14 protein-coding genes and 3 pseudogenes are annotated in these 21100 nt (G+C 34.4%); 15 read left to right on the forward strand and 2 right to left on the reverse strand.

What is annotated here, in order from left to right:
- The first annotated feature begins 21 nt into the window (after positions 1–21).
- Entirely contained in the window at positions 22–951 is a 930-nt protein-coding gene (locus FHR28_RS15005) for a hydrolase or metal-binding protein (protein ID WP_166782982.1), read from the forward strand.
- 81 nt (positions 952–1032) lie between these two features.
- Complete coding sequence (locus FHR28_RS15010) at positions 1033–1260, forward strand: helix-turn-helix transcriptional regulator (protein ID WP_166782983.1); 228 nt, start codon at positions 1033–1035, stop codon at positions 1258–1260.
- Between the two features lie 118 nt (positions 1261–1378).
- On the opposite strand, the gene FHR28_RS15015 is transcribed toward FHR28_RS15010, so the two are convergent.
- On the reverse strand, positions 1379–1828 hold the full coding sequence (locus tag FHR28_RS15015; RefSeq protein ID WP_166782984.1) for a hypothetical protein: 450 nt from the start codon (positions 1826–1828) through the stop codon (positions 1379–1381).
- Between the two features lie 206 nt (positions 1829–2034).
- On the opposite strand from FHR28_RS15015, the gene FHR28_RS15020 reads away from it, so the two are divergent.
- The 10 genes and pseudogenes from FHR28_RS15020 (at position 2035) to FHR28_RS15060 (ending at position 14910) form a co-directional block, all read left to right on the forward strand.
- Positions 2035–3606, forward strand: a complete 1572-nt coding sequence (locus FHR28_RS15020; protein ID WP_166782985.1) for a type I restriction-modification system subunit M — start codon at positions 2035–2037, stop codon at positions 3604–3606.
- Positions 3606–3854 (forward strand): DNA-binding protein, encoded by a 249-nt coding sequence (locus tag FHR28_RS15025; protein ID WP_166782986.1) that lies wholly within the window; start codon positions 3606–3608, stop codon positions 3852–3854. The genes FHR28_RS15020 and FHR28_RS15025 overlap by 1 nt, the downstream gene beginning before the upstream one ends.
- A 287-nt stretch (positions 3855–4141) precedes the next feature.
- A pseudogene (locus FHR28_RS22150) lies at positions 4142–4348 on the forward strand (restriction endonuclease subunit S); the annotation flags it as partial.
- Positions 4328–5002, forward strand: a pseudogene (locus tag FHR28_RS22155) (restriction endonuclease subunit S); the annotation flags it as partial. The pseudogenes FHR28_RS22150 and FHR28_RS22155, both read left to right, overlap by 21 nt.
- Positions 5003–5058: 56 nt before the next feature.
- The gene (locus tag FHR28_RS15035) at positions 5059–6174 is read left to right on the forward strand and encodes a PD-(D/E)XK nuclease family protein (RefSeq protein WP_166782988.1); all 1116 of its coding nucleotides are present in this window, start codon (positions 5059–5061) and stop codon (positions 6172–6174) included.
- Between the two features lie 170 nt (positions 6175–6344).
- A complete protein-coding gene (locus FHR28_RS15040) occupies positions 6345–7169 on the forward strand; it encodes an HNH endonuclease (RefSeq protein WP_166782989.1) in 825 nt (274 codons plus the stop codon).
- A 16-nt stretch (positions 7170–7185) separates the two neighbouring features.
- A complete protein-coding gene (locus FHR28_RS15045) occupies positions 7186–8097 on the forward strand; it encodes a DUF5655 domain-containing protein (RefSeq protein WP_166782990.1) in 912 nt (303 codons plus the stop codon).
- A gap of 122 nt (positions 8098–8219) precedes the next feature.
- Complete coding sequence (locus FHR28_RS15050) at positions 8220–11129, forward strand: type I restriction endonuclease subunit R (RefSeq protein WP_166782991.1); 2910 nt, start codon at positions 8220–8222, stop codon at positions 11127–11129.
- Between the two features lie 254 nt (positions 11130–11383).
- On the forward strand, positions 11384–12325 hold the full coding sequence (locus FHR28_RS15055; RefSeq protein ID WP_171527369.1) for a DUF1837 domain-containing protein: 942 nt from the start codon (positions 11384–11386) through the stop codon (positions 12323–12325).
- 8 nt (positions 12326–12333) lie between these two features.
- Positions 12334–14910: a DEAD/DEAH box helicase gene (locus FHR28_RS15060; protein WP_166782992.1), complete on the forward strand. Its 2577-nt coding sequence runs from the start codon at positions 12334–12336 to the stop codon at positions 14908–14910.
- A gap of 117 nt (positions 14911–15027) precedes the next feature.
- Here FHR28_RS15060 and FHR28_RS15065 read toward each other — a convergent pair.
- Positions 15028–15207, reverse strand: a pseudogene (locus FHR28_RS15065) (integrase); the annotation flags it as partial.
- 188 nt (positions 15208–15395) lie between these two features.
- Here FHR28_RS15065 and FHR28_RS15070 point away from each other — a divergent pair.
- The 3 genes from FHR28_RS15070 to FHR28_RS15080 all read left to right on the forward strand — a co-directional run bounded on the left by FHR28_RS15070 (position 15396) and on the right by FHR28_RS15080 (position 21099).
- Positions 15396–16325 (forward strand): hypothetical protein, encoded by a 930-nt coding sequence (locus FHR28_RS15070; protein WP_166782993.1) that lies wholly within the window; start codon positions 15396–15398, stop codon positions 16323–16325.
- A gap of 96 nt (positions 16326–16421) precedes the next feature.
- Positions 16422–19391, forward strand: a complete 2970-nt coding sequence (locus FHR28_RS15075; RefSeq protein WP_166782994.1) for a type VI secretion system Vgr family protein — start codon at positions 16422–16424, stop codon at positions 19389–19391.
- Positions 19384–21099: a hypothetical protein gene (locus FHR28_RS15080; protein WP_166782995.1), complete on the forward strand. Its 1716-nt coding sequence runs from the start codon at positions 19384–19386 to the stop codon at positions 21097–21099. Before FHR28_RS15075 ends, FHR28_RS15080 begins: the two co-directional genes overlap by 8 nt.
- Position 21100 lies beyond the last annotated feature (1 nt).

Consider the following 21100-nt stretch of genomic DNA (forward strand, 5'->3'; position numbering starts at 1 on the left):
TACAGAAAAGAGGAAACTAATATGATCAAAGGCTTAGCAATCACACCGCCTATTTTAGGACGTATCAGTATTGGAAAGCTCATCGAAAAGAATGGTAAACGACTGCCTCAAAAGGATGATCAATTCACCATCACCAGCCAAATCCAAGGTAAGGATGGCTGGATAAAACATCCACTAGATGAGCAACTGAGGACCAAAGCCCCTAATCAAAAACTCAGAATTATTCCAGTGCGAATGATTTTTAATGATCCTGAACTCAATCTCAGAGCAGAATATACCTTATTTGATCGACAAACGGGGCGACCTGTATGTATTGGCAACGGTGAAACCTGTCAAAGACAAACCAATCAAGGTGTAGAACAACATCAATGCCCATCACCTGATTTATGTCCATTGGCACAAGGAGGCAACTGTAAACCCTTTGGACGCTTGCATGTCAACTTAGATGAGTCAGATGAATTGGGTACTTTTATTTTTAGAACGACTGGATTTAACAGTATAAGAACGCTTGCTGCCCGACTCAGCTATTACCATGCAGTATCGAATGGCTTGCTGTCCTGTTTACCACTGCAATTGACTCTTAGAGGGAAGTCGACAACACAAAGTTATCGTACCCCAGTGTATTACGTGGACTTAACTCTACGAGATGGTGTCAACCTTCAACAAGCCATTCAAATGGCAAAAGAGATTGATCAGCAGAGTAAAGCCATTGGTTTTAATCAAAGTGCTTTAGATCAGATGGCTCGGCAGTGTTTTAGTAATGCAAGATTTGAGGTGAATAGCGAGGAGGGTTTGGACTTGGTGGAGGAGTTTTATACAGATGAACTTACTGAGTCTGAACAAGCACAACCTAAGTCAAAATCTAAAGTTAAACCTAAGCTCAATCAGGGTGATGGGTTTGTGCAGGATATTCAGCAGGGATTGCAGGGAAGTGTGAGGGCGGTGAACTGAATGAGCTCAAAGGTTAAAAAATTACAGACCTTGGGGTTATTTGAGCAGTAGCGCTCGCATCAATGATCAGGAGTAAACATCATGAATGCGTTCACAGGTCAAACTTTTCAAATGAATCAAATAATTAATATTAAAGATGTCATTCAATTCACAAGTATTAGTCGGGCAAAGATTTATGAAATGATTAATGTAGATTCCAAGTACTATGATCCAAGTTTTCCAAAGCCAGTTCGCTTAAGTGAATCACGTATTGGTTGGGTGGCTTTGGAAGTTCATCAGTGGATTGAAGATAAGATAAAAAGCCGATAAGTATGGGAGCGAAAGCTCCCTTATTTTTTTGTTAAAAACTTATTGGTTATCGCTCATCAATACAAATTTTAGATTTTGATATCTGGTGATGGTTTAATTTCTGAGGGGTTTTAAACCCTCAGAAATTAAAAACCTTAGCTTGCTGTAAAAAGATAATGATGATGCCTAATATATAGACGAATGCAAATAAAAACCAAATCAGTAAGATACACGCGCCTTCTAAACGAATTTTTATTAAATCTACGTTCTTTAATCCTTTAAATGCTTTTGAAATATCGACTAAGTAGTTATCTTCTTTTTTTGGATGTTTCATTAAACGAATGAGATCGAACTTCTCTCCTTGGCGCCATAAATAATCCCTATAATCATTGTATAAAATACAGGCGTTACTGAGTGCGGAGTATATTGACCAAAGTAAGAGTAGCAGCCCTACTACATATAGGCTAGTAAACTTGAACCATGCTAGATCGGGCTTGGTGTCAGCTCTGTAAAGAGTTAATAGTGCTATACCACCTATGAGTAATTGGGAGGTAATATTTCGAGAAAAGGACTGTAATTCTTTATTCATTGTGTTATCAAATAGCATGATTTACTCATATTTTTAATTGTCTTGATTAAAATAGCTTTTTAATGAAATAAAACAATCGGGTGAGATGATTCATACGACGCAAGGTGTCGTAATACTCAGAACTGTAAAAAATACCACTTAATAAAAGACGCTAAATATGTCAAAGTAACCCCATTCTAAAATGATGATTTTGGTTACTTTTTAACATGACTCAAGTACAGCTCCAAGAACTGCAAAAACAACTTTGGAATATTGCCAATACCCTACGTGGAAAAATGGGTGCAGATGAATTCCGTGATTATATTTTAGGACTCATCTTTTATAAATATTTGTCTGAGAAAGTGTTAAACAGTGCCAATGCTGAACTTGCCGATGAAGGCATTTTATTTTCAGATTTAGATTCGAGTAATGAAGAACATCAAGAGTTTTTAGAAGCACTTAAACAAGAAAGCCTAGAAAATATGGGCTACTTCCTTGAACCAAATCAGTTGTTTCACAGCATTTCGGTACGAGCGAGAAATGAAGAGTTTATTTTAGATACTTTAATTGAAATTTTGAAAAGTATTGAGCAAAGTACGCAAGATGCAGATTCTGCCGATGATTTTGCACATTTGTTTGAAGACCTAGATTTAACTTCAACCAAGTTGGGTAACAATGCCAATGATCGTAATGAGTTGATTTCTAAAGTCATCATTCATTTAGATGCGATTGATTTCGATATTTCCAATACTGAATCAGATGTATTGGGCGATGCCTATGAGTATTTGATTGGTGAGTTTGCTTCAGGTGCAGGTAAGAAAGCGGGTGAGTTTTACACACCGCAGATGGTGTCGACTTTATTGGCTCGTATCGTGACACAAGGCAAAGAGCGTTTACGCAGTGTGTATGATCCTACGTGCGGTTCAGGTTCTTTGCTACTTAGAGTAAAGCGTGAAGTCGGTAATCATGTCGATGCAATTTACGGGCAAGAGATGAATCGTACCACGTATAACTTGGCACGTATGAATATGATCTTACATGATGTTCATTTTTCAAAGTTTGATATTAGACAAGAAGATACTTTAAAAAAGCCACAGCATATTGGGATGACCTTTGATGCGATTGTGGCAAATCCTCCATTTTCTGCGGATTGGTCTGCTGATCCACTCTTGATGAATGATGATCGTTTTAAAGCCTATGGTAAACTTGCACCTAAAACAAAAGCAGATTTTGCATTTGTTCAGCACATGATTCATCACTTGGATGAACATGGCACATTAGCAGTCGTCTTACCACATGGAGTATTGTTCCGTGGTTCAAGTGAAGGTGTGATTCGTCAATATCTGATTGAGAAAATGAATGTCATCGATACTATCATTGGTTTACCTGCCAATATTTTTTATGGGACTTCTATTCCGACGTGTGTATTGGTGCTCAAGAAAAACCGTGAGCATCAAGACAATATCTTGTTTATTGATGCCAGCAATGAGTTTGAAAAACAGAAGAATCAAAATAAGTTATTGCCTGAGCATTTGGATAATATTATTGGTGCATTTGAAAACCGTCAGGATATTGAGAAATATGCATATGTTGCTACGCTGAAAGAAGTAAAAGACAACGATTACAATTTAAATATTCCACGTTATGTCGACACTTTTGAAGCTGAGGATGAAATTGATTTAGATGCGATTGCACAACAATTGCAAGCATTGGAATTAGAGAGCAAAAAAACAGATGCAGTGATTGCAGATTTCTGTAAGGAGCTTGGAATTAACTCACCTTTTGGAGAGTCCAAGTAATGGAGAGTCAAGAAAATTTAATTATTTATCATACGGATGATGGTAAAGACAGAGTTGCCTTATATGCGCGTGATGGCGACTTTTTCATGAATCAAGCACAGCTTGCTGAACTTTTTAACACCTCTGTGCAAAATACAAGCAATAACATCCTAAGTATATTGAATGAAAAGGAATTGTTGGGAAGTTTAGTTGTTAAGGATTATTTGATAACTGCCTTAAGCCCTAAAAAATATAAGGAACAAAAATAATGTCTACGCCTAAGTTACGATTTAAAGAGTTTAATGGGGGTTGGACTAAACAACGAGTAGATAGTTTCTTAGAAAGAGTATCTAATCCTGTAGATGTTATTGCGGATCAACAATATACCCAAATTGGTATTCGTTCTCATGGTAAAGGTATTTTTCATAAAGAGTCTATTGATGGTAAGAGCTTAGGTAATAAAAGAGTTTTTTGGGTTGAACCAAGTGCTTTTGTAGTTAATATTGTGTTTGCTTGGGAACGTGCAATTGCTGTTACAAGTGATGCCGAAAATGGCATGATCGCATCACATAGATTCCCAATGTACTTGCCAAAAAATAACTTATCGAACGTAAATTTTCTACGTTATTTGTTTGTGACAGATAAAGGACAAAGCTATTTAGAGTTAGCTTCCCCAGGTGGTGCGGGTCGAAATAAGACACTTGGGCAATCCAATTTTGCAGAATTAAAGATTGATTTACCTAGTTTAGAAGAACAAACCAAAATCGCTTCTTTTCTTTCAATCATGAATGAAAAGATTAGCTTACTCACAAAAAAACATAAACTTTTAAGCCTATATAAACAAGGCTTGTTACAAAAGCTGTTTAGCCAACAGATTCGTTTTAAAACAGATGATGGGAGTGAGTTTGTAGCGTGGGAGGAGAGAAAACTAGGAGATATTTGTTCACATTTCCAAAGTGGAAAAACTATCACATCAGCCACTATTTCTGATAAAGGAGCGTATCCTGTATATGGTGGTAATGGTTTAAGAGGCTATACAGATACTTATACACATGATGGTATTTTCACACTGATTGGAAGGCAAGGAGCTTTGTGCGGAAATATTAATCTGGTAGATGGTAAAAACTTCATTTCTGAACATGCTATTGCTGTTCAAGCTAAGATAGACAGTAGTACAATATGGCTATCAATATGGCTTGACTATATGCAGTTGAATCGATTTTCCGAATCATCCGCTCAAGCTGGTTTAGCTGTAAATAAACTAGTTAAGTTTGATATTAATGTCCCTTGCCTAGAAGAACAAACCAAAATCGCTAATTTTTTATCAGCCATTGATCAAAAAATTGAAGCTGTAGTTCAACAAATTGAGCAAACCAAACAATGGAAAAAAGGCTTGTTGCAGCAGATGTTTGTTTAATTTTTTAAAGCCAAATCTTATAGGGAGGTTTGGTTTTTTTGTTTTTAGGGGTGGATATGGCGGAATTAGACGATAAAGAATTACAAAGATATGAAAATTTATTGCTTAAAGCACAGCAATATAAAATTCCTGAAAGAGAGGTAACATTCTTTGATTCTGCTTTTAGAAAACATCATGAAAATCCGACCACAGAGTTGCTTCGCTTTTTCCTTGATCCAAATGAAGTACATGGATTAACAGATACATTTTATAAGGGCTTAACTAAAGCTATTCAAGATGAAATTAGCCAACAAGATTTTGGAGCTTTTCAAGATTTAGCCATAGAGCATGTGACAGAAGACAATAAGCGGATTGATCTGTGGATTGAGACTGAAACCGCATTGATTGTGGTAGAGGTTAAAATTGATTATCAACAAAATAATCCTGTAAAGTCTTATCAAAAGTGGGCAAAGACTAAAGTAGAAAATACCAAAAAAAATATTATTTACATGGTATTAAATATTGATGGGAAAACAAGTTTTAAAGGTTGGTCTTCACTTTCATTTCAATTGCTTAGTCACTATATACGCGATTTTTTAGCACAGCAGAGTTTGAAGAACCCTTTGAATAAATGGTTCATTCTCGCCCGAGAATTTCTTTTACATTTAGAAAATTATAATGAAATTATGGATACAAATATGGAAGTTATTAATTTTGTGATGGCACACCATCGTGAAATTCAAAAACTCTTTGTACTTAGAGAGAAAGGTTATGATGAAATTAAAAATCATATTTTAAATCAACTCAATACATATTTTGAAGATTCAAACTTTAGAGTGATACAAGAGCAAAGATTCAAACAAATCTGTAAAGGCTGGCGTTTTTCTAAAATGGGATTGAAATCTCATAGTGATATTGCTTTATATATTAATTTTGAAGAAGAACCCGTGGTGGAAGTTTGGCTTTGTTATGATATGGATGGTAAAGAAAAAGCCAATGCAGGAAAAATATCAGCAAAAATAAAGAAATCTAAAGGCAAGTTCAGTGAGAGTGTTGATTGGGATAAATCAGATGAAGATACAAGATCTTCAGGAACTTTTAAAAGTATTTGTTGGGCGGTTGAATTTTTCGATTTAAATCAAATGACCAATATAATTATTGAAGCTCAGAAAATTTTAAATGAATTTGAGTAATAGGTAATTATGAGATTGATTTTAGGAAAGAAGAAAGTCTTGAATATATCCAGGAAATTGAACAAGTAAGATAGTGAAAAAACCTTGTTACAGCAAATGTTTGTTTTAATGATTTTTCCTCTCTATTTAGGAGATGAGAAGCATTGTTTTTTTAGGGGTGAGTTTTAAGAATGGCAAATTGGCTAGTAACAGTAAACTATGATGATTTTCAATTGGATAAAGCATTTGATGCTTTAACTCAAATTTATTGGAAAAACACAACATCGAAGCAAGACAAAGGTTTACAACTCAATGATATTGTCCATGTCTATGTGACTAAACCAATATCAAAAGTGATTTACCAATTTAAAGTCATTGGACATGCGAACAAATCTGAGTATCCTCTTGCACAAAAAGCTTTTTGGAAAAATTTTAAACAATTTGACAGTATTAACACCTATGCAATTTTTGAAAAATTACAGAAAGTAGATAAAGCTACACTCACGTTTGATTACTTTCTTCGTCAAAAATTAATTCCTGATGCACCAATACAAGGAAGAAGAACTGATCGTGATAAAGCCTCAAATGACCCAATTCGTATTTTCTTAGATCATATTTTTAAAGAGTTTAGAAATGAGACTTTTGAAACTGATTATCCAGATGAAGCTCAAACACAAAGTAAAACCTTTCCAGAAGGCGCTAAACAAACTGTCCTCGTCAACAAATATGAACGTAGCCCTGAAGCTCGGGCAAAATGCTTAGAAATTCATGGTACTCGCTGTAAGGTTTGCGACATGAGCTTTGCTGAAACTTATGGTTTTTTTGCAAATGACTTTATTCATGTACATCACATAACACCGCTTTATCAAATTTTAGAAAGTTACGAAGTCAATCCTGAAACTGATTTGATACCCGTTTGTCCAAATTGCCATGCGATGTTACATAAAACTGAGAATGGGCTACCGATGACAATTGAACATCTCAAATTACTGTTTGAATTATCTAATAATAAATGATTGTAGGAAGAAATTAATGCAACTCTATCAGACGAAATCTAATGGATTAAATGAACTTGTTGAACAACCATTTCGACTAGAAAAAGAGATACAGACTTTATTTGAGGAAAATTTCGCAGAATTTACGGGTTTGGAATTGATTAAATCTGAGTTTGTCATAAAAAGCAATCGTATAGATACACTTGCATTTGATCCTGAAAGCAAAGCATTTGTAATTATTGAATATAAACGCGAACGAAATTTTAGTGTAATTGATCAAGGTGTTTCTTATCTAAACTTGATGCTGGAATACAAAGCAGACTTTGTGCTTGAATATAATGAAGGTCAAAACAATAACCTAAAACGCCAAGATGTAGATTGGTCACAAAGTCGCATAATTTTCGTTTCACCAAGCTTTACAGACTTCCAAAAGCAATCGACCAATTTCAAAGATTTAGGTATTGAGTTATGGGAAATCAAACGCTATCAAGACGGCATCATTTACATAAATCCATTACAAAAAGCCAAGTCTGCGCCATCAATAAAACAAGTGCAAAAAGTAGAATCTGAAGAGATTAAAAAAATTACAAAAGAAATAAAACAATATGATGAGGATTTTCATTTGACTGGTAAGCCAGATCATATAATAGAACTTTATGAACAGTTTCGTGATGCTATTTTAAATTTAGCACCAGATTTAGAAATTAGCGCGACAAAACTGTATATTTCCATTAAAAGACATAAAAAAACTTTTGTTTGTATTGAAATCTATAATAAATTACTCAGATTGACATTGAATGAAAAAATTGGCCAATTAAATGATTCAAAAAAAATATTTAGAGATATGTCTAATACAGGACATTGGGGATTAGGGGACTATCGGGCAGACGTTTCTGATACGGAAAACTTAGAATATATCTTGAGTGTCATTAAACAACTATTTCGATAATCATTTTTTATTTGTATTTATTTTTCTTAGGTTTATATAGAAGCATGATTCAATAAATGTTATTTTTACATGATTAATCAGATACAGATCAAAAATTTATAACCATATTGATGAGATTAAAAGTGAGTATTCAAAAAGAGCTTGAATTAGAAGCATTATTCATTGAAAAATTACAAACTCTAGGTTATGGAAGGGTTCAACTTCGTAATGAAACAGCTTTATTGGGTAATCTTAGAAAACAAATACAACATCTTAATCAAATCACCCAACCGTTTTCAGCGAATGAGTGGCAACAGATTTGGCACTACCTAAGTAATGAAACAACCGTATTTAAAAAAGCTGAATTATTACGTAATCGTTGTCCAGTTAATTTCGATGATGGCACGGTGAAACATGTCCATTTTATTAGTGATAAGTCTGAAGAAAATATTTTCCAAGTTTCAAACCAAATTGTTGCAGATCACCGTGATCTCAATGGGCACAGTAGTCGTTTTGATGTGACTTTACTCATCAATGGATTCCCATTGGTGCAAATTGAAGTGAAGAAACGTGGTGTTGAAATCAGCCAAGCATTTAAACAAACATTAGAATATGCCAAAACAGCGTATAAATCAGGGCAGGGGTTATTTGGCTTTATTCAGTTTTTTGTGATTAGTAATGGAGTGAATTGCCTATATTATTCAAATGGTACAAAAAACATTGAGTTTGCATTCCCTTGGGCGGATGAAAATAATAAGAACATTAATGATCTGACTCAATTCACGGCTGCATTTTTAGCGCCCCAACATCTGACTAAGATGTTGACGCAATATATAGTCATGCATCAGTCTACCCATAGTTTAATGATTCTACGTCCGTATCAGATTTATGCGGTCGAAAAGATCATTGAACATGTCAAAACCTCACAAGACAACGCCTACATTTGGCATACTACAGGGTCGGGTAAAACACTCACTTCTTTTAAAGCGAGTCAATTATTGATCAAAAATCCTGCAATTCAGCGTGTCATCTTTGTGGTCGATCGAAAGGATTTAGATGGTCAAACTGCCGAAGAATTTAATAAATTCCGTGAAAACAGTGTAGACAGTACCACCAATACTGCAAACCTCGTCAGACAACTCCGCTCCTTGGATAATCGTTTGGTCGTAACAACCATTCAAAAGCTCAATAATGCGATTTCCAATGAGCGTTATGAAAATGAAATGGAGGTTCTAAAAGATCCAAATGTGGTGTTTATTTTTGATGAATGCCATCGTAGCCAATTTGGTGAAACCCATCAAAAAATTAAAAAATTCTTTAAAAATGCACAAATGTTTGGTTTTACAGGTACACCAATTTTTAAAGAAAATAGCCATAATGTTGGCGGTGAGAAGTTTACAACGGAACACCTATTTCCTGTACTGTTACACAAGTATGTGATTGTTGATGCAATTCATGATCGTAATGTATTGCCATTTCATATCGATTATTTAGGGCGCTTTGTCCATCAAAATGCAGAAGATGAAGCAGAACAGGAAAAAGTCGAAAATATTAATAAAAAAGAACTTTTTGAAAGTGCAGAGCGTATAGAAAAAATTGTTCGTAAAATTATAGAAGCTCATCCGAGTAAAACTAAACAGCGCCAATTTAATGCGATGTTCTGTGTATCCTCTGTTCCGAATCTGATTCAGTATTACGATAAGTTTGAACAAGTACAAACTGAGTTATTGCAACAAGCACAGCAAAATAATGAACTGTACCAGCCTTTAAATATCGCCACGATCTTTTCTTATGCAAAAGCGCCAACTCAGCAAGAGGCTGATAGTGATGGGGATTTTATTGCTGACGAGGAAGTTGAAACACCTAAGCAAGTTGATACTGTTGCCGAGCAAAAATTAACCCAATACATTGGCAACTATAATCAACTGTATAATACCAACTATAGTTTAGGCACAGGATTTTACGACTATTATCAAAATATAAGCAGTCGATTTAAAGCTTACGGTACAGACAAAAATAAAGGCAAAGAGATTGATATTTTGCTTGTGGTGAATATGTTCCTGACAGGCTTTGATTCAAAATTACTCAATACCCTTTATGTCGATAAGAACTTAAAACATCACGGTCTCATTCAGGCATTTTCACGCACCAATCGGGTCTATACCGAAGCGAAGCCTTTTGGGAATATTGTCTGTTTTCGAAACCTTAAACAGGCGACAGATGAAGCATTGATTATGTTTTCGAATAAGGATGCACAAGACACTGTGATTGTGAAGCCTTATGAGCAAGTCATACAACAATACGAGTCAGCAGTAAGAACCTTATTGAGTATCGTCCCCACCTGTCAGTCTGTGGATGATTTATATCGAGAAAGTGAAAAACTCTCTTTTGTTCATGCCTTCCGTGAAGTGATGAAACTGAATAACCGTTTACGTATGTATTCGGAATATGATCAAGATACAACGTCCTTAACCAAACAAGACTTTGAAGACTATTCTTCTAAATATAAAGATTTAGCCTTTATGTATCAGAAGGCTGATAACGTAATTGAAAAATTTTCTGTATTGGATGAGGTGGATTTTCAACTTGATTTGTTGTTTAGTGATCGTATCAATGTTGATTACATTATGGATTTACTTGGTCTGATCGCTAAAGAGAAGAATCAGGCTCAGCGAGAGAAGAGAATTAAACAGCTCAAAGAAATATTGAATACGGATATTTCTTTATACGATAAACGTAATTTGATTGAAAAATTTATCAATGAACAAATCCCGAAAATGGTTACAGGGCAAACCGTACGAGAAGCTTTTGCTACTTTCTGGGATGCAGAAAAACAGCAAGCTTATGACATTTTCTGTCGTGATGAACAACTGAAAAAAGATGAATTTCATAAGGTTGCTGATAACTTTAAATTTATTGAGCGATTACCGCTCCTCCATGAAATTAAAGAACTACCGATACAAAAGCCACCTTTGTTAAAGCGTAATCGTTATTTCTCTGAGCTTCATACAAAAACTTCTGATTTATTAAGTCGTTATAATTTAAAAATATAGGGTATTAGCGATGTTTCTTGGAAAGGTCAGTCAGAAAGCTTGTTTTGCATACTTTTAAATATAGTGGGGAAATATGAGTTTATATACCGTAGATACAACAAACAAAAAAAATGGTACTAAAGTTAACGAACAATTGCTTACAGAACGTTATGTTTATAAGATTAGTTTATTAATGTTTAACTAATTTAGATGATAACGCTTTTTAAAAATGATCATTTATAAAGGGGCTTAGGAACTTAAGCATACTTAAAATTATGAAAATATTTGAGATACAAGATGCCTTTTCAAAAATTGTAAAGAATAAGGTAAGACCATTAACAGCATATTTACATGAAGTTGAAAAAAACTTGTCAATAGATGGCACAAATGCAATATGCCACTTTCACTGTGTAAATTTGGATGGTAATGGACAAATCAGAATAGATGGATTAGTTGAACATTTATCTAACTGTTTGATAGATTATGCTATTCCGCGAAAAGAAATGGACAGGGTGTTTAAGGACTTTCAGGATACTGGGTCAGCTATCGAGCTTTCTAAATTAAGTAGTAAAGCTAAAGGTTTATTCACATCATTAAGTAACAGTGGTGAAAGTGGGGAGTTACTTTTATTTCTTTTTGCAGAATATATTTTAAAACTGCCTCAGCTAATTAGTAAAATGAGTTTAAAAACAAATAGTCAGCTTCACTATAATGGAGCTGATGGAATACATATTGGAGTAAGTGAGGATACAAAAAAACTCTGTTTATATTGGGGTGAGTCTAAATTATATAAAAATCCTAGTAATGCAATATATGAGTGTATGAAAAGTATAGCTCCTTTATTGAAGGGTAATGGTACAGGATATGATAGGCGTGATTTACACTTGTTAAGTGAATTCATGAATGTCAATGATCCAGATTTAATGCAGGCTTTAGTTTCATATCTTGATCCAGATGATCCAAACTTTAACTTATTAGAATATAGGGGTATTTGTTTAATTGCATTCGACCACGATTGTTACGGTGAAGAAGGGGTAGCTCAAGCTATTGAAGAGGTAACTAATAAAGTTTCTAGTCAGATTGATTTATGGAACAAAAATATTTTAACTAGAATAACAGCTGAGGATTTAGCTAAGATTAAAATTCATGTTTTTTTGCTACCATTCCCAAGTGTTGAAGTGTTTAGACAAAAATTTAACGAAAAAATATTTGGTTAGAAATACTTATGAATATTGAAAATGTATGTAATTACTTAATAAGTAAAAATTACTTAAAAGAATTGGTAGTTAAATTATCAATAAATTATGTAAGTGACCAATTTGAGAATATTAATAAAAAAGAATCGATTGATTTAAATAAGTTGAATGCAGAGGAATTATCCTATTTATTAACTTGCTCAAGTTTATTCTGTAATTCTGAAAATCCATTATTTCAAGATATTGCACTTAAAGTAGCACAATATTCTATAATTACTGAATTAGGATATGAAAGTAAAGATAGAGCTTTACTGATTTTAGATACTCTTACTAATAGAAATTCTATTAAATTAGCTGAAAAAAGGAACTTGGTAGAAGAAGGCTTCTTTAATCGTTTATCTATTGGTGCGAAGATAGAGTCATTTCGAAGAGATCTTGAATATTCTATTGAACTACCAGATCAAAATGAAATATATCTAAATAAATTTCAAAAAAAATGTTGGGATTTTCTTCAAGATAAAAATAATACTCAAATATCTATTTCTGCCCCTACTTCTGCTGGTAAGTCATTTATATTAACTACTTGGGTTAAGGATTTTTTTGATAATATTGAAGATGGATTAATTATATATGTTGTACCAACTCGTGCATTAATCAATCAGGTTTATAATGATTTTTTCAGTATAATGAATAGAGATGTGAACATTAATATAGTTCCAGTACTTGAGGATATTAAATTATATAAAAAAAATATTCTTATTTTTACTCAAGAAAGATTAAATATTTTTCTGTCGACTTATTATAGAAATAAGGTTTCAGTATTAATTGTAGATGAAGCTCATAAAATTGGTGATGGGGTAAGAGGTGTTTATTTAGAACAGGCGATAATGAGCTGTAAGTTTTATAATCCTTGTGTGAAAATTGTATTTGCAAGCCCTTTTACTGAAAATCCAGAAATTTTATTGGATAAAGAAGGAGTATCGGCAGTATATAAAAGTAATTTAATCACGGTTAATCAAAATTTATTATGGGTGGAGCAAAGCAAGAAGGAAAAAAGGTGGCATATTTATCTTAATTATTTTGAAGCGAAAAATAAAATAGGAGTATTTTTATACAATAAAAATAATACTTCAGGATATAAAAGACTAGTTGAGGTTGCTTTCAATATTTCTGGAGAGAGCCCTGGAAATATTATATATGTAAATGGGGCTGCTGAAGCAGAAAATGTTGCACAGGAGTTATACAGATATATAAATAATAGTTTGTTTTATGAAGATATAGAAGAGCTTATTGAATTTTCAAAATCTGAAGTACATAAAGACTTTTTGTTAGCAAAAGTCCTATCTAAAGGTATAGCATATCACTACGGTAATATGCCATTGACGATTAAGTCTGAGATTGAGCGACTATTTTCTGAAAATAAGCTAAGATTCTTAATTTGTACTTCTACATTAATAGAAGGGGTTAATCTTGCGTGTAAAAATATTTTTGTTAGAGGTCCTAAAAAAGGCAATAGAAAATTGATGGAACCTACTGACTTTTGGAATCTTGTCGGAAGAGCTGGACGTTGGGGAAAGGAGTTTCAAGGAAATATATTTTGTGTGGATTCTAATGTAAATGAATTATGGCAAGGTGGTGAACCTCCTATAAGAAAGCAAAAAATCAAGATTGATAAAATATCAAAAAAAAGCATATTTTCTGTAACGGATGTGATTGATTTTATTAATTCATTAGATCATTATTCTGAATGTAGGAAAAATCCGAATTTAGAAGCTTTCTTAAATCTGATATATGTTAATTATTATCGTAAAAATAATCTAGATGATTTTAGTTTTAAAAGTTGTTTTAATGATGTGGAATTTTTATACTTAACGTTGAATGAGCTTATTAAAGAGATAAAAATAACGATAGAGATTGTTGAAAAAAACACTGGAATTAGTCCAATTTTGCTTAATAATTTATACGAATCATTTTATTTTAATAAAGAAAAACCAATTGAGCGTTTATGTCTAGGATCTTTTTCTGAAAGAGCGGACTATAGTAGATATAGAAGAGCCCTTGAGAGAATTAAAAACAATTTGAGCCATAACCTAGGGTTTTCAAATGTTCAGCAAAATTTTTACAATAGTTTGATTTTACAATGGATGTGGGGATATAGTATTTCTAGGATTATAAGTGAAAGAATCTCTTTTATTTTGAAGAAGGAGGGAACTGTTAATTCTAATACTGTAATTAGAGAGGTGCTTGATAATATAGAGCGTATAGCTAGATTTAATGCTCCTAAATATATTGGTTGTTATAATGATGTATTGAATTTATATTTAAATAATAATGGGAGAGGGGATTTAGTCGAAAATCATAGTGACTTCCATTCGTTCCTAGAAATGGGTGTATCTAATCGAACGCAATTAAGCTTAATTTCTCTAGGTCTATCTAGATCTTCCGCATTGAGTTTATCTAAAATGATTGAAAGTTCTGATTATAACAAGAGAGAGATTTTTACTTGGTTGCATGCTAATTTACCAAGTGCCAGAAATGGAATGAATAAAATTTTACTTAAAGAGATAGATGATGCTTTGGCTAAAGAATTCATGAGGCGGCTTTAAAGTATAAAATTCTGTTTTTATTTTTAGATTATATCCATCGACTGAGTTGCTAATTTTTTAAGGCTTCGTTTTAACCAGAGACAAGCAAAAATTGGAGAGCCATGGATATAATGAATTCTAAGCGAATTTAGATTTAGGAAGAGGCATAATTTTATTACGTAAACCATCAATAAAATCAGACCAATCCTGCATTATTTTGATTCGGTACTCTAAATGCTGTGCATGGTTATATGCCTGAGACACAGCATTACCAACCTTATGCGCCAATTGGATTTCAATTGCATCATGCATATAGCCTTATTTATACATTAAAGAATTATCATAATTTTTTATTAATTTTACAATATAAAACAGTATCTTAATTGGATTTTATTGTGTTTGATATATTGGGGGAATTTGCAAAGCTTCTTAAAAAAGTACTTTAAATTTTAAGCTGAACTTGATAAAAGAAGAGTTATTAATCAGCACAATAAATTTCAGTTGTTATGGCTAAAAAATATATACTTTACCCAATAAAAACCATCAAAGATTGGGAGGGTGAAGACTGGGATGTTTATGAGGAAATACGCCTACCGAATGGATTAATGCTGCTTAAAGGTAGAGGATATGAGCGACTTCATGGGCATTGTGCCGAAATTATCCTGACGCATGAACTGGCTGAGTTTATTAAACAAAATCACTCAGTGGAATTGTTCATTTTAGCTGAACAGCTTGGATTCTCTAAAGATGTGTTACTTCGTTTTAGAAAACGTCTTAATATAAGAAGGAAACTAACTGATTATGCATGGGTCATTGCACATCAGGACGAAATACTCTACGAGCGTTGTGATGTGTTGTTTGAAAAATATCAATTAAATCAAGGTGACATTGGTCGATTTGTTCGTTATCTAGTCCATAAAGTTGGCGTTATCAGGACTCGAAAACGGGCAAGAAAGGTTGAAGATGAAATTCAAGAAAAGGTTTTAGCACATAAAGACATCATTGTTTCATGTAATAAAATTATTGATTTGGTTGAGGCGATGGATATTGCTGTCTCTACTGCAACAAGAGTTCATAAACAAATGTGTAAGGAGCAGAACCTTCCGACAACAGCCGAAAAATTAAAACGAAAAAGTGCTGAGAGAAAACAATGGTTATTAGACAATCAACACGCTTTATTAAGTCATGATTTGACTATTAAGGAGATTGCTCAAAATTTTAATCTCACACAATCACAAATCAAATGGGCAAGGATAGATTTAAAAAAGCTACTCAATATCCCCAAAAAACCTTTAGCTATTGTTTGGGTTAGAGCGCATCAAGCAGATTTGGAACAGCTAAGCTATGTCGAGTTACAAAACAAATATCAAATGACTCAAGGGCAAGTAAGGCATGCTTTAAGAGTGCTCAAAAAGCTGAAACAAAATGAGACATAAATTGTTGTATTAAAAATGATCATAGATAACTCTGTATAGACAGATTATTAAGTTTTTGAGTAAAATAGATCACAATCTAAAATCAAATAATAAACTATGTCTAACAATATTTATGCCGCTTTGGAGCAATTAGGTCTTACTGCAAAAATGCGTGCGATACATTTACAGTTCAGCAATAGCTCACTGAATAATCAGGTTTTCCTTCAACGTATTGATGGAACACATGAACTTAATGTAGGTCTGAGTTTACAACTCATTTGCCTTTCAACCAGCTCTCAAATTCCATTAAAGCAGTTTATTGGTTCTCAAATCGCAATTGATATCGTCAACGATAAATCAGAACTCAATCGAATTTCAGGTATTGTTACAAAGGCTGATTCTGGCGCAAGCGATGGTTCTCTTACAATTTATCGTCTCACGGTAGAAGACCCGACAGCACTGTGGAAATATCGTAGAAACAGTCGTGTGTTTATGGCAAAGTCTGTCGTGCAAATCGTGGATTTGATCTTTCAGGAGTGGAGAGAAAAAAGCCCGTTGTTTGCTTCAAGTCTAACTTTGGATAAAAGTGGCTTAACCAAAGACTATGATGTAAGACCATTCATTATGCAGAATAATGAATTGGATAGCGAATTCATTCAAAGATTGCTAGCCTCGGAAGGCATTAACAGTTTAATTGATGAAGCACAACTTAAAGTTTCCAGTTCAAGCCAACTAATCCAACCTCAAAAGCTACGATTAATTGACAGCAATGATCAATACCAAGCACTGGATCGACGTAACATTCGTTTTCATCGTAGCTCTGCTGTAGAAAAGCAAGATAGCATCACGGCATTTACAGGATTACGTTCCATTCAACCCACCGCAGTGCATATCCAACGTTGGCAAGCAGATGCACTCGAAACAGAAGAAGGTGCTGGCTCAGTTCAAAGCAAACATCAACATAGTGAAAATTATGACAATGCCAATTTGGGTTTAGAACAAGCATGGCACTTTAGCCCTGCATGGATACAAGACTTAAATGGTGAAGATGGTGCAACCAAATCAGGCAACAGCCAGATTGAAAAGTTTAACCAAAACCTCAGTAACTACTACGATTCACAAGCTAAACAATTTACAGCTACCTCAACTGTACGAGATGCACATGTTGGGTATTTTTTTGAGCTGAATGAACACCCGACAATCGATCTAAAAGATTCTTCAGATAAGCAGTTCTTGATCATATCTAAGACCTTCTATAACCAGAATAATTTACCAAAAGACCTGACCAACCAAGTTGAAACTTTACTTAAGCAAAGCAATTGGCAAACGACCAATATCACAACAAACAATAGTGATGAACGCCAAGCCAACGAGTTAGTCCTACAGCGACGTAATATTGCGGTTGCACCAGAATACAATCCATTAAAACATCGACCAGTTGCATCACCACAGCGTGCCAGAGTCGTTGGGCCAAGCGGAGAAGAAATTCATGTCGATGAATGGGGCCGTATAAAAGTCCGTTTCCTATTCACCCGTAATGAAGACAACATCCATGATGGTGGTGCTGGATCTAATGACAATGATACCGACTCGGCTTGGGTCGATGTATTGACCCCGTGGGCAGGTGAAGGCTATGGTGCGCGATTCTTACCCCGTATTGGTGAGATTGTCGTAATTGACTTCTTTGATGGCAACATTGATCGTCCATTTGTGGTTGGGCGAATCCATGAAGCACAACGTCATCCAAGCAAGTTTGATGACAAAGGCAAACTGCCTGATACTAAAAAGTTGTCAGGAATAAAAAGCAAGGAATATCAAGGTAATGGCTACAACCAGCTCAGATTTGATGATACGACCAACCAGATCAGCAGTCAGTTACAGAGTAGTCATGGGGTAAGTCAACTCAATCTAGGTAATCTCAGTCATCCTAAAGAAACTGACACCAGCGAAGGACGAGGTGAGGGCTTTGAATTGCGTACAGATCAATGGGGAGCTCTCAGAGCCAAACAAGGCCTATTGCTTTCTACCTATTCACAAGACTCAGCAGGTGGTGATCATCTTGATACCTCTGAAACAAAATCACAACTTGAATCGAGTTTGAATAATTCAAAAGCTTTAAGTGAAGTTGCCAAGAATCAACAGACTGACCCTTTAGAAATGCTAGATGGTCTAAAACAGTTTATTGAGCAAATCGAACAAGAAAGTGAAGCTAAGGCAAAAGCATTTAAACAAGCTTTGATGATTTTGACTTCACCAAATTCTATTGCACTGAGTGCGAATGAGGATATTCACCTTTCAGCAGATGGACAAATCAGCCATAGCGCAGGCGATAGTATTAACCTAAGTACGCAAAAGAACTTGGTAGCTCATGCACAAAGTAAAATCAGTTTATTTGCAGCACAGGAAGGTGCAAGGTTCTTTGCAGGAAAAGGCAAAGTTGAGATACAGGCGCAGGGAGATGGTGCGGATTTGATCGCACGTAAGAGCATTCAAATCATTTCAACTGAAGATACAATCTATATTACGAGTCCTAAAGAGATTAGATTAGTTGCAGATACCTCAGAATTAAAGATCAATGGTTCAGGCGTGTTTGCAACGACTGGTGGTTTGTTTGAGAGTAAGGCGGGGCAGCACAAATTTGTGAGTGGTGTACAGGTCGATTCTCTTATTCCTCCACTACCTAATTTAGAAATAAAACCAGCATGGATCGAACTGGTATTACATACTGAAAATTTGGAACCAGTATCTAATGCACCTTATACGATTTTATTTGAAGATGGCAGTAAGTTAAAAGGTCGCTTAGACCAACAAGGATTCAAACGTATTGACGGTGTTCCTAATATGAAATATGAAGTTTTTTTTGGAGACACAGATTATGTTGAACCATTAAAGCCTGTAACAGAATTAGTCGTGACTGAAGAAAATATTTTGGGAGATTTAAAAGGAATAGGTATTGATGTTGATACACCAGAATTTGATTTGGAAAACTTTTTAAGAGAGTGTTCAGGTCGTGATATAGATCCATTTAATACTTTAAACGATTTAATTGCACAACAAGAACTGAATGAGGGTGAAAATAATGGCTAACACAGGAGCACAAAAAGTTTCTACAAGTGACCCAAGAGCAGATGCGGTTGTTGAAATAGGTAAAGCTATTGCTTTAGGTGCTGTTCCTTTTGCCGGTCAGGCAATAGACATTTATGACACAATTGAAGGGATTTGGGGGGTATATAGTAAAAGAAATAGTACACAACAAGAAAAGGATGAAGTGACTGTTGATTTAATTTTAGCGTTAATAGGGTGGATGCCAGGGCCTGGTGATGGTATAAAAAAAATATTTAGATTAGTAAATCGAGAACCTAAAAAATACGCGCCAGTCATGATGGATTTAGTTCGTTATGTTGCACAAAAAAGTGGTGTAAATGCAAATATTGAACAACTGATTTTAGATGCTACAGATAGCGCAAAACTTAAACCATATTTAGATAGCGCAAAAAAAGTCATCGAAGACTCAAGTCTTTATGGAAGCCTTCCGAAAGATAAACAAAAAATAGTAGGTGATATCTTTCGAATTTTAAGTCAAGTTTTTATGGCTTCAGTTGCTTTATTAGAAAGACGTGTGATTGACTGGCTTAGTTTTGCTCCAAACAATGTAGCTTTTGCTAATAAAATGAAAAAAAGAGGTGGGCATAAAGAAAAAGTTCCAGAGTCAAAAAAACAAACAACAAGTCAGAAAGGAGATAATGCAGCCAACTCATCAAAACCTAATAAGCAACTTGCTGCCACTATTGCTACACAAAGTTTAGATCAATTAACCACAGCATTAGTAGGTGATATGGGCGAACATATAGCAGATTATTATTGTGCTGAGAAGTTAAATTGGGGAAAAACTTGGAAAGGTCATGACAAGGGAGCATCTGGTACTTGGGGGAAAGCAGTCCCTTCTGCACAAATCCCAGGTAAATTAAGTAATTCATATAAATTATTTCAACTAAAACCTGGTAAACCGAATGGTCATGGTATAGATGCTGTATGGCGAGTTGATCAAGATAAAAATAATGATGGAAAACCTTTTGCAATTGTTGAAGCAAAAAGCCATTTACCAATATCATCAAAGCCACATGGATATTTTAGAGGTAAAAATACAAACAAGCCATCTATGACGGGGCGTCTAGGTGTAAATGGTATGGATGCGGTTAAAAGAGAGTTAAAAACTTTAGGTGCATTGTTATTAGATGGTGAAAAATCAGGAACTGCTGATGCAAACTCTTATGCAGATACTACAACTGGTTCGGGGAAACCAAATGGGGGCTCTGGTAAGCCTAGCGGAAAACCAAATGCGGGGAGTGGGAAACCAGGAAAGAATAATTCAACTACCTCCACACCATCGTCTGGCGGAAAAACCAGTAAAACTCAACTAATTGTACAAATGAGCGAAGAATGGATTTCAAAAAATATATCAGCATCAGTTCCTAACTCAATTTATTCTCAAGTTATTAGAAATGGTCGGAACGTTTATAGTAGATATATTGTTTATAGCCCTTTGTATTCCGATACATCTATTGAAACAATAAAAGCGATCCAAGTACCATCTGCAATTAAAGACTCAATTAATCATGCTAAAGTTCTGATGGCGGGAATGCAAGAAAATGAAAGTTTACATCGGGAGCATGCTGCTGTTTTGTATAATGAAGCTGAAGTTAAGACAATAGTGAATAGAATAAAAACAAAACTGAAAAATAAATATTCCAAGAGCCCCAATGTTGATATATCTAAATTAAATCAGGAAAAATAGG

Source organism: Acinetobacter sp. BIGb0196 (assembly GCF_011759595.1).
Lineage (GTDB): Bacteria > Pseudomonadota > Gammaproteobacteria > Pseudomonadales > Moraxellaceae > Acinetobacter > Acinetobacter guillouiae.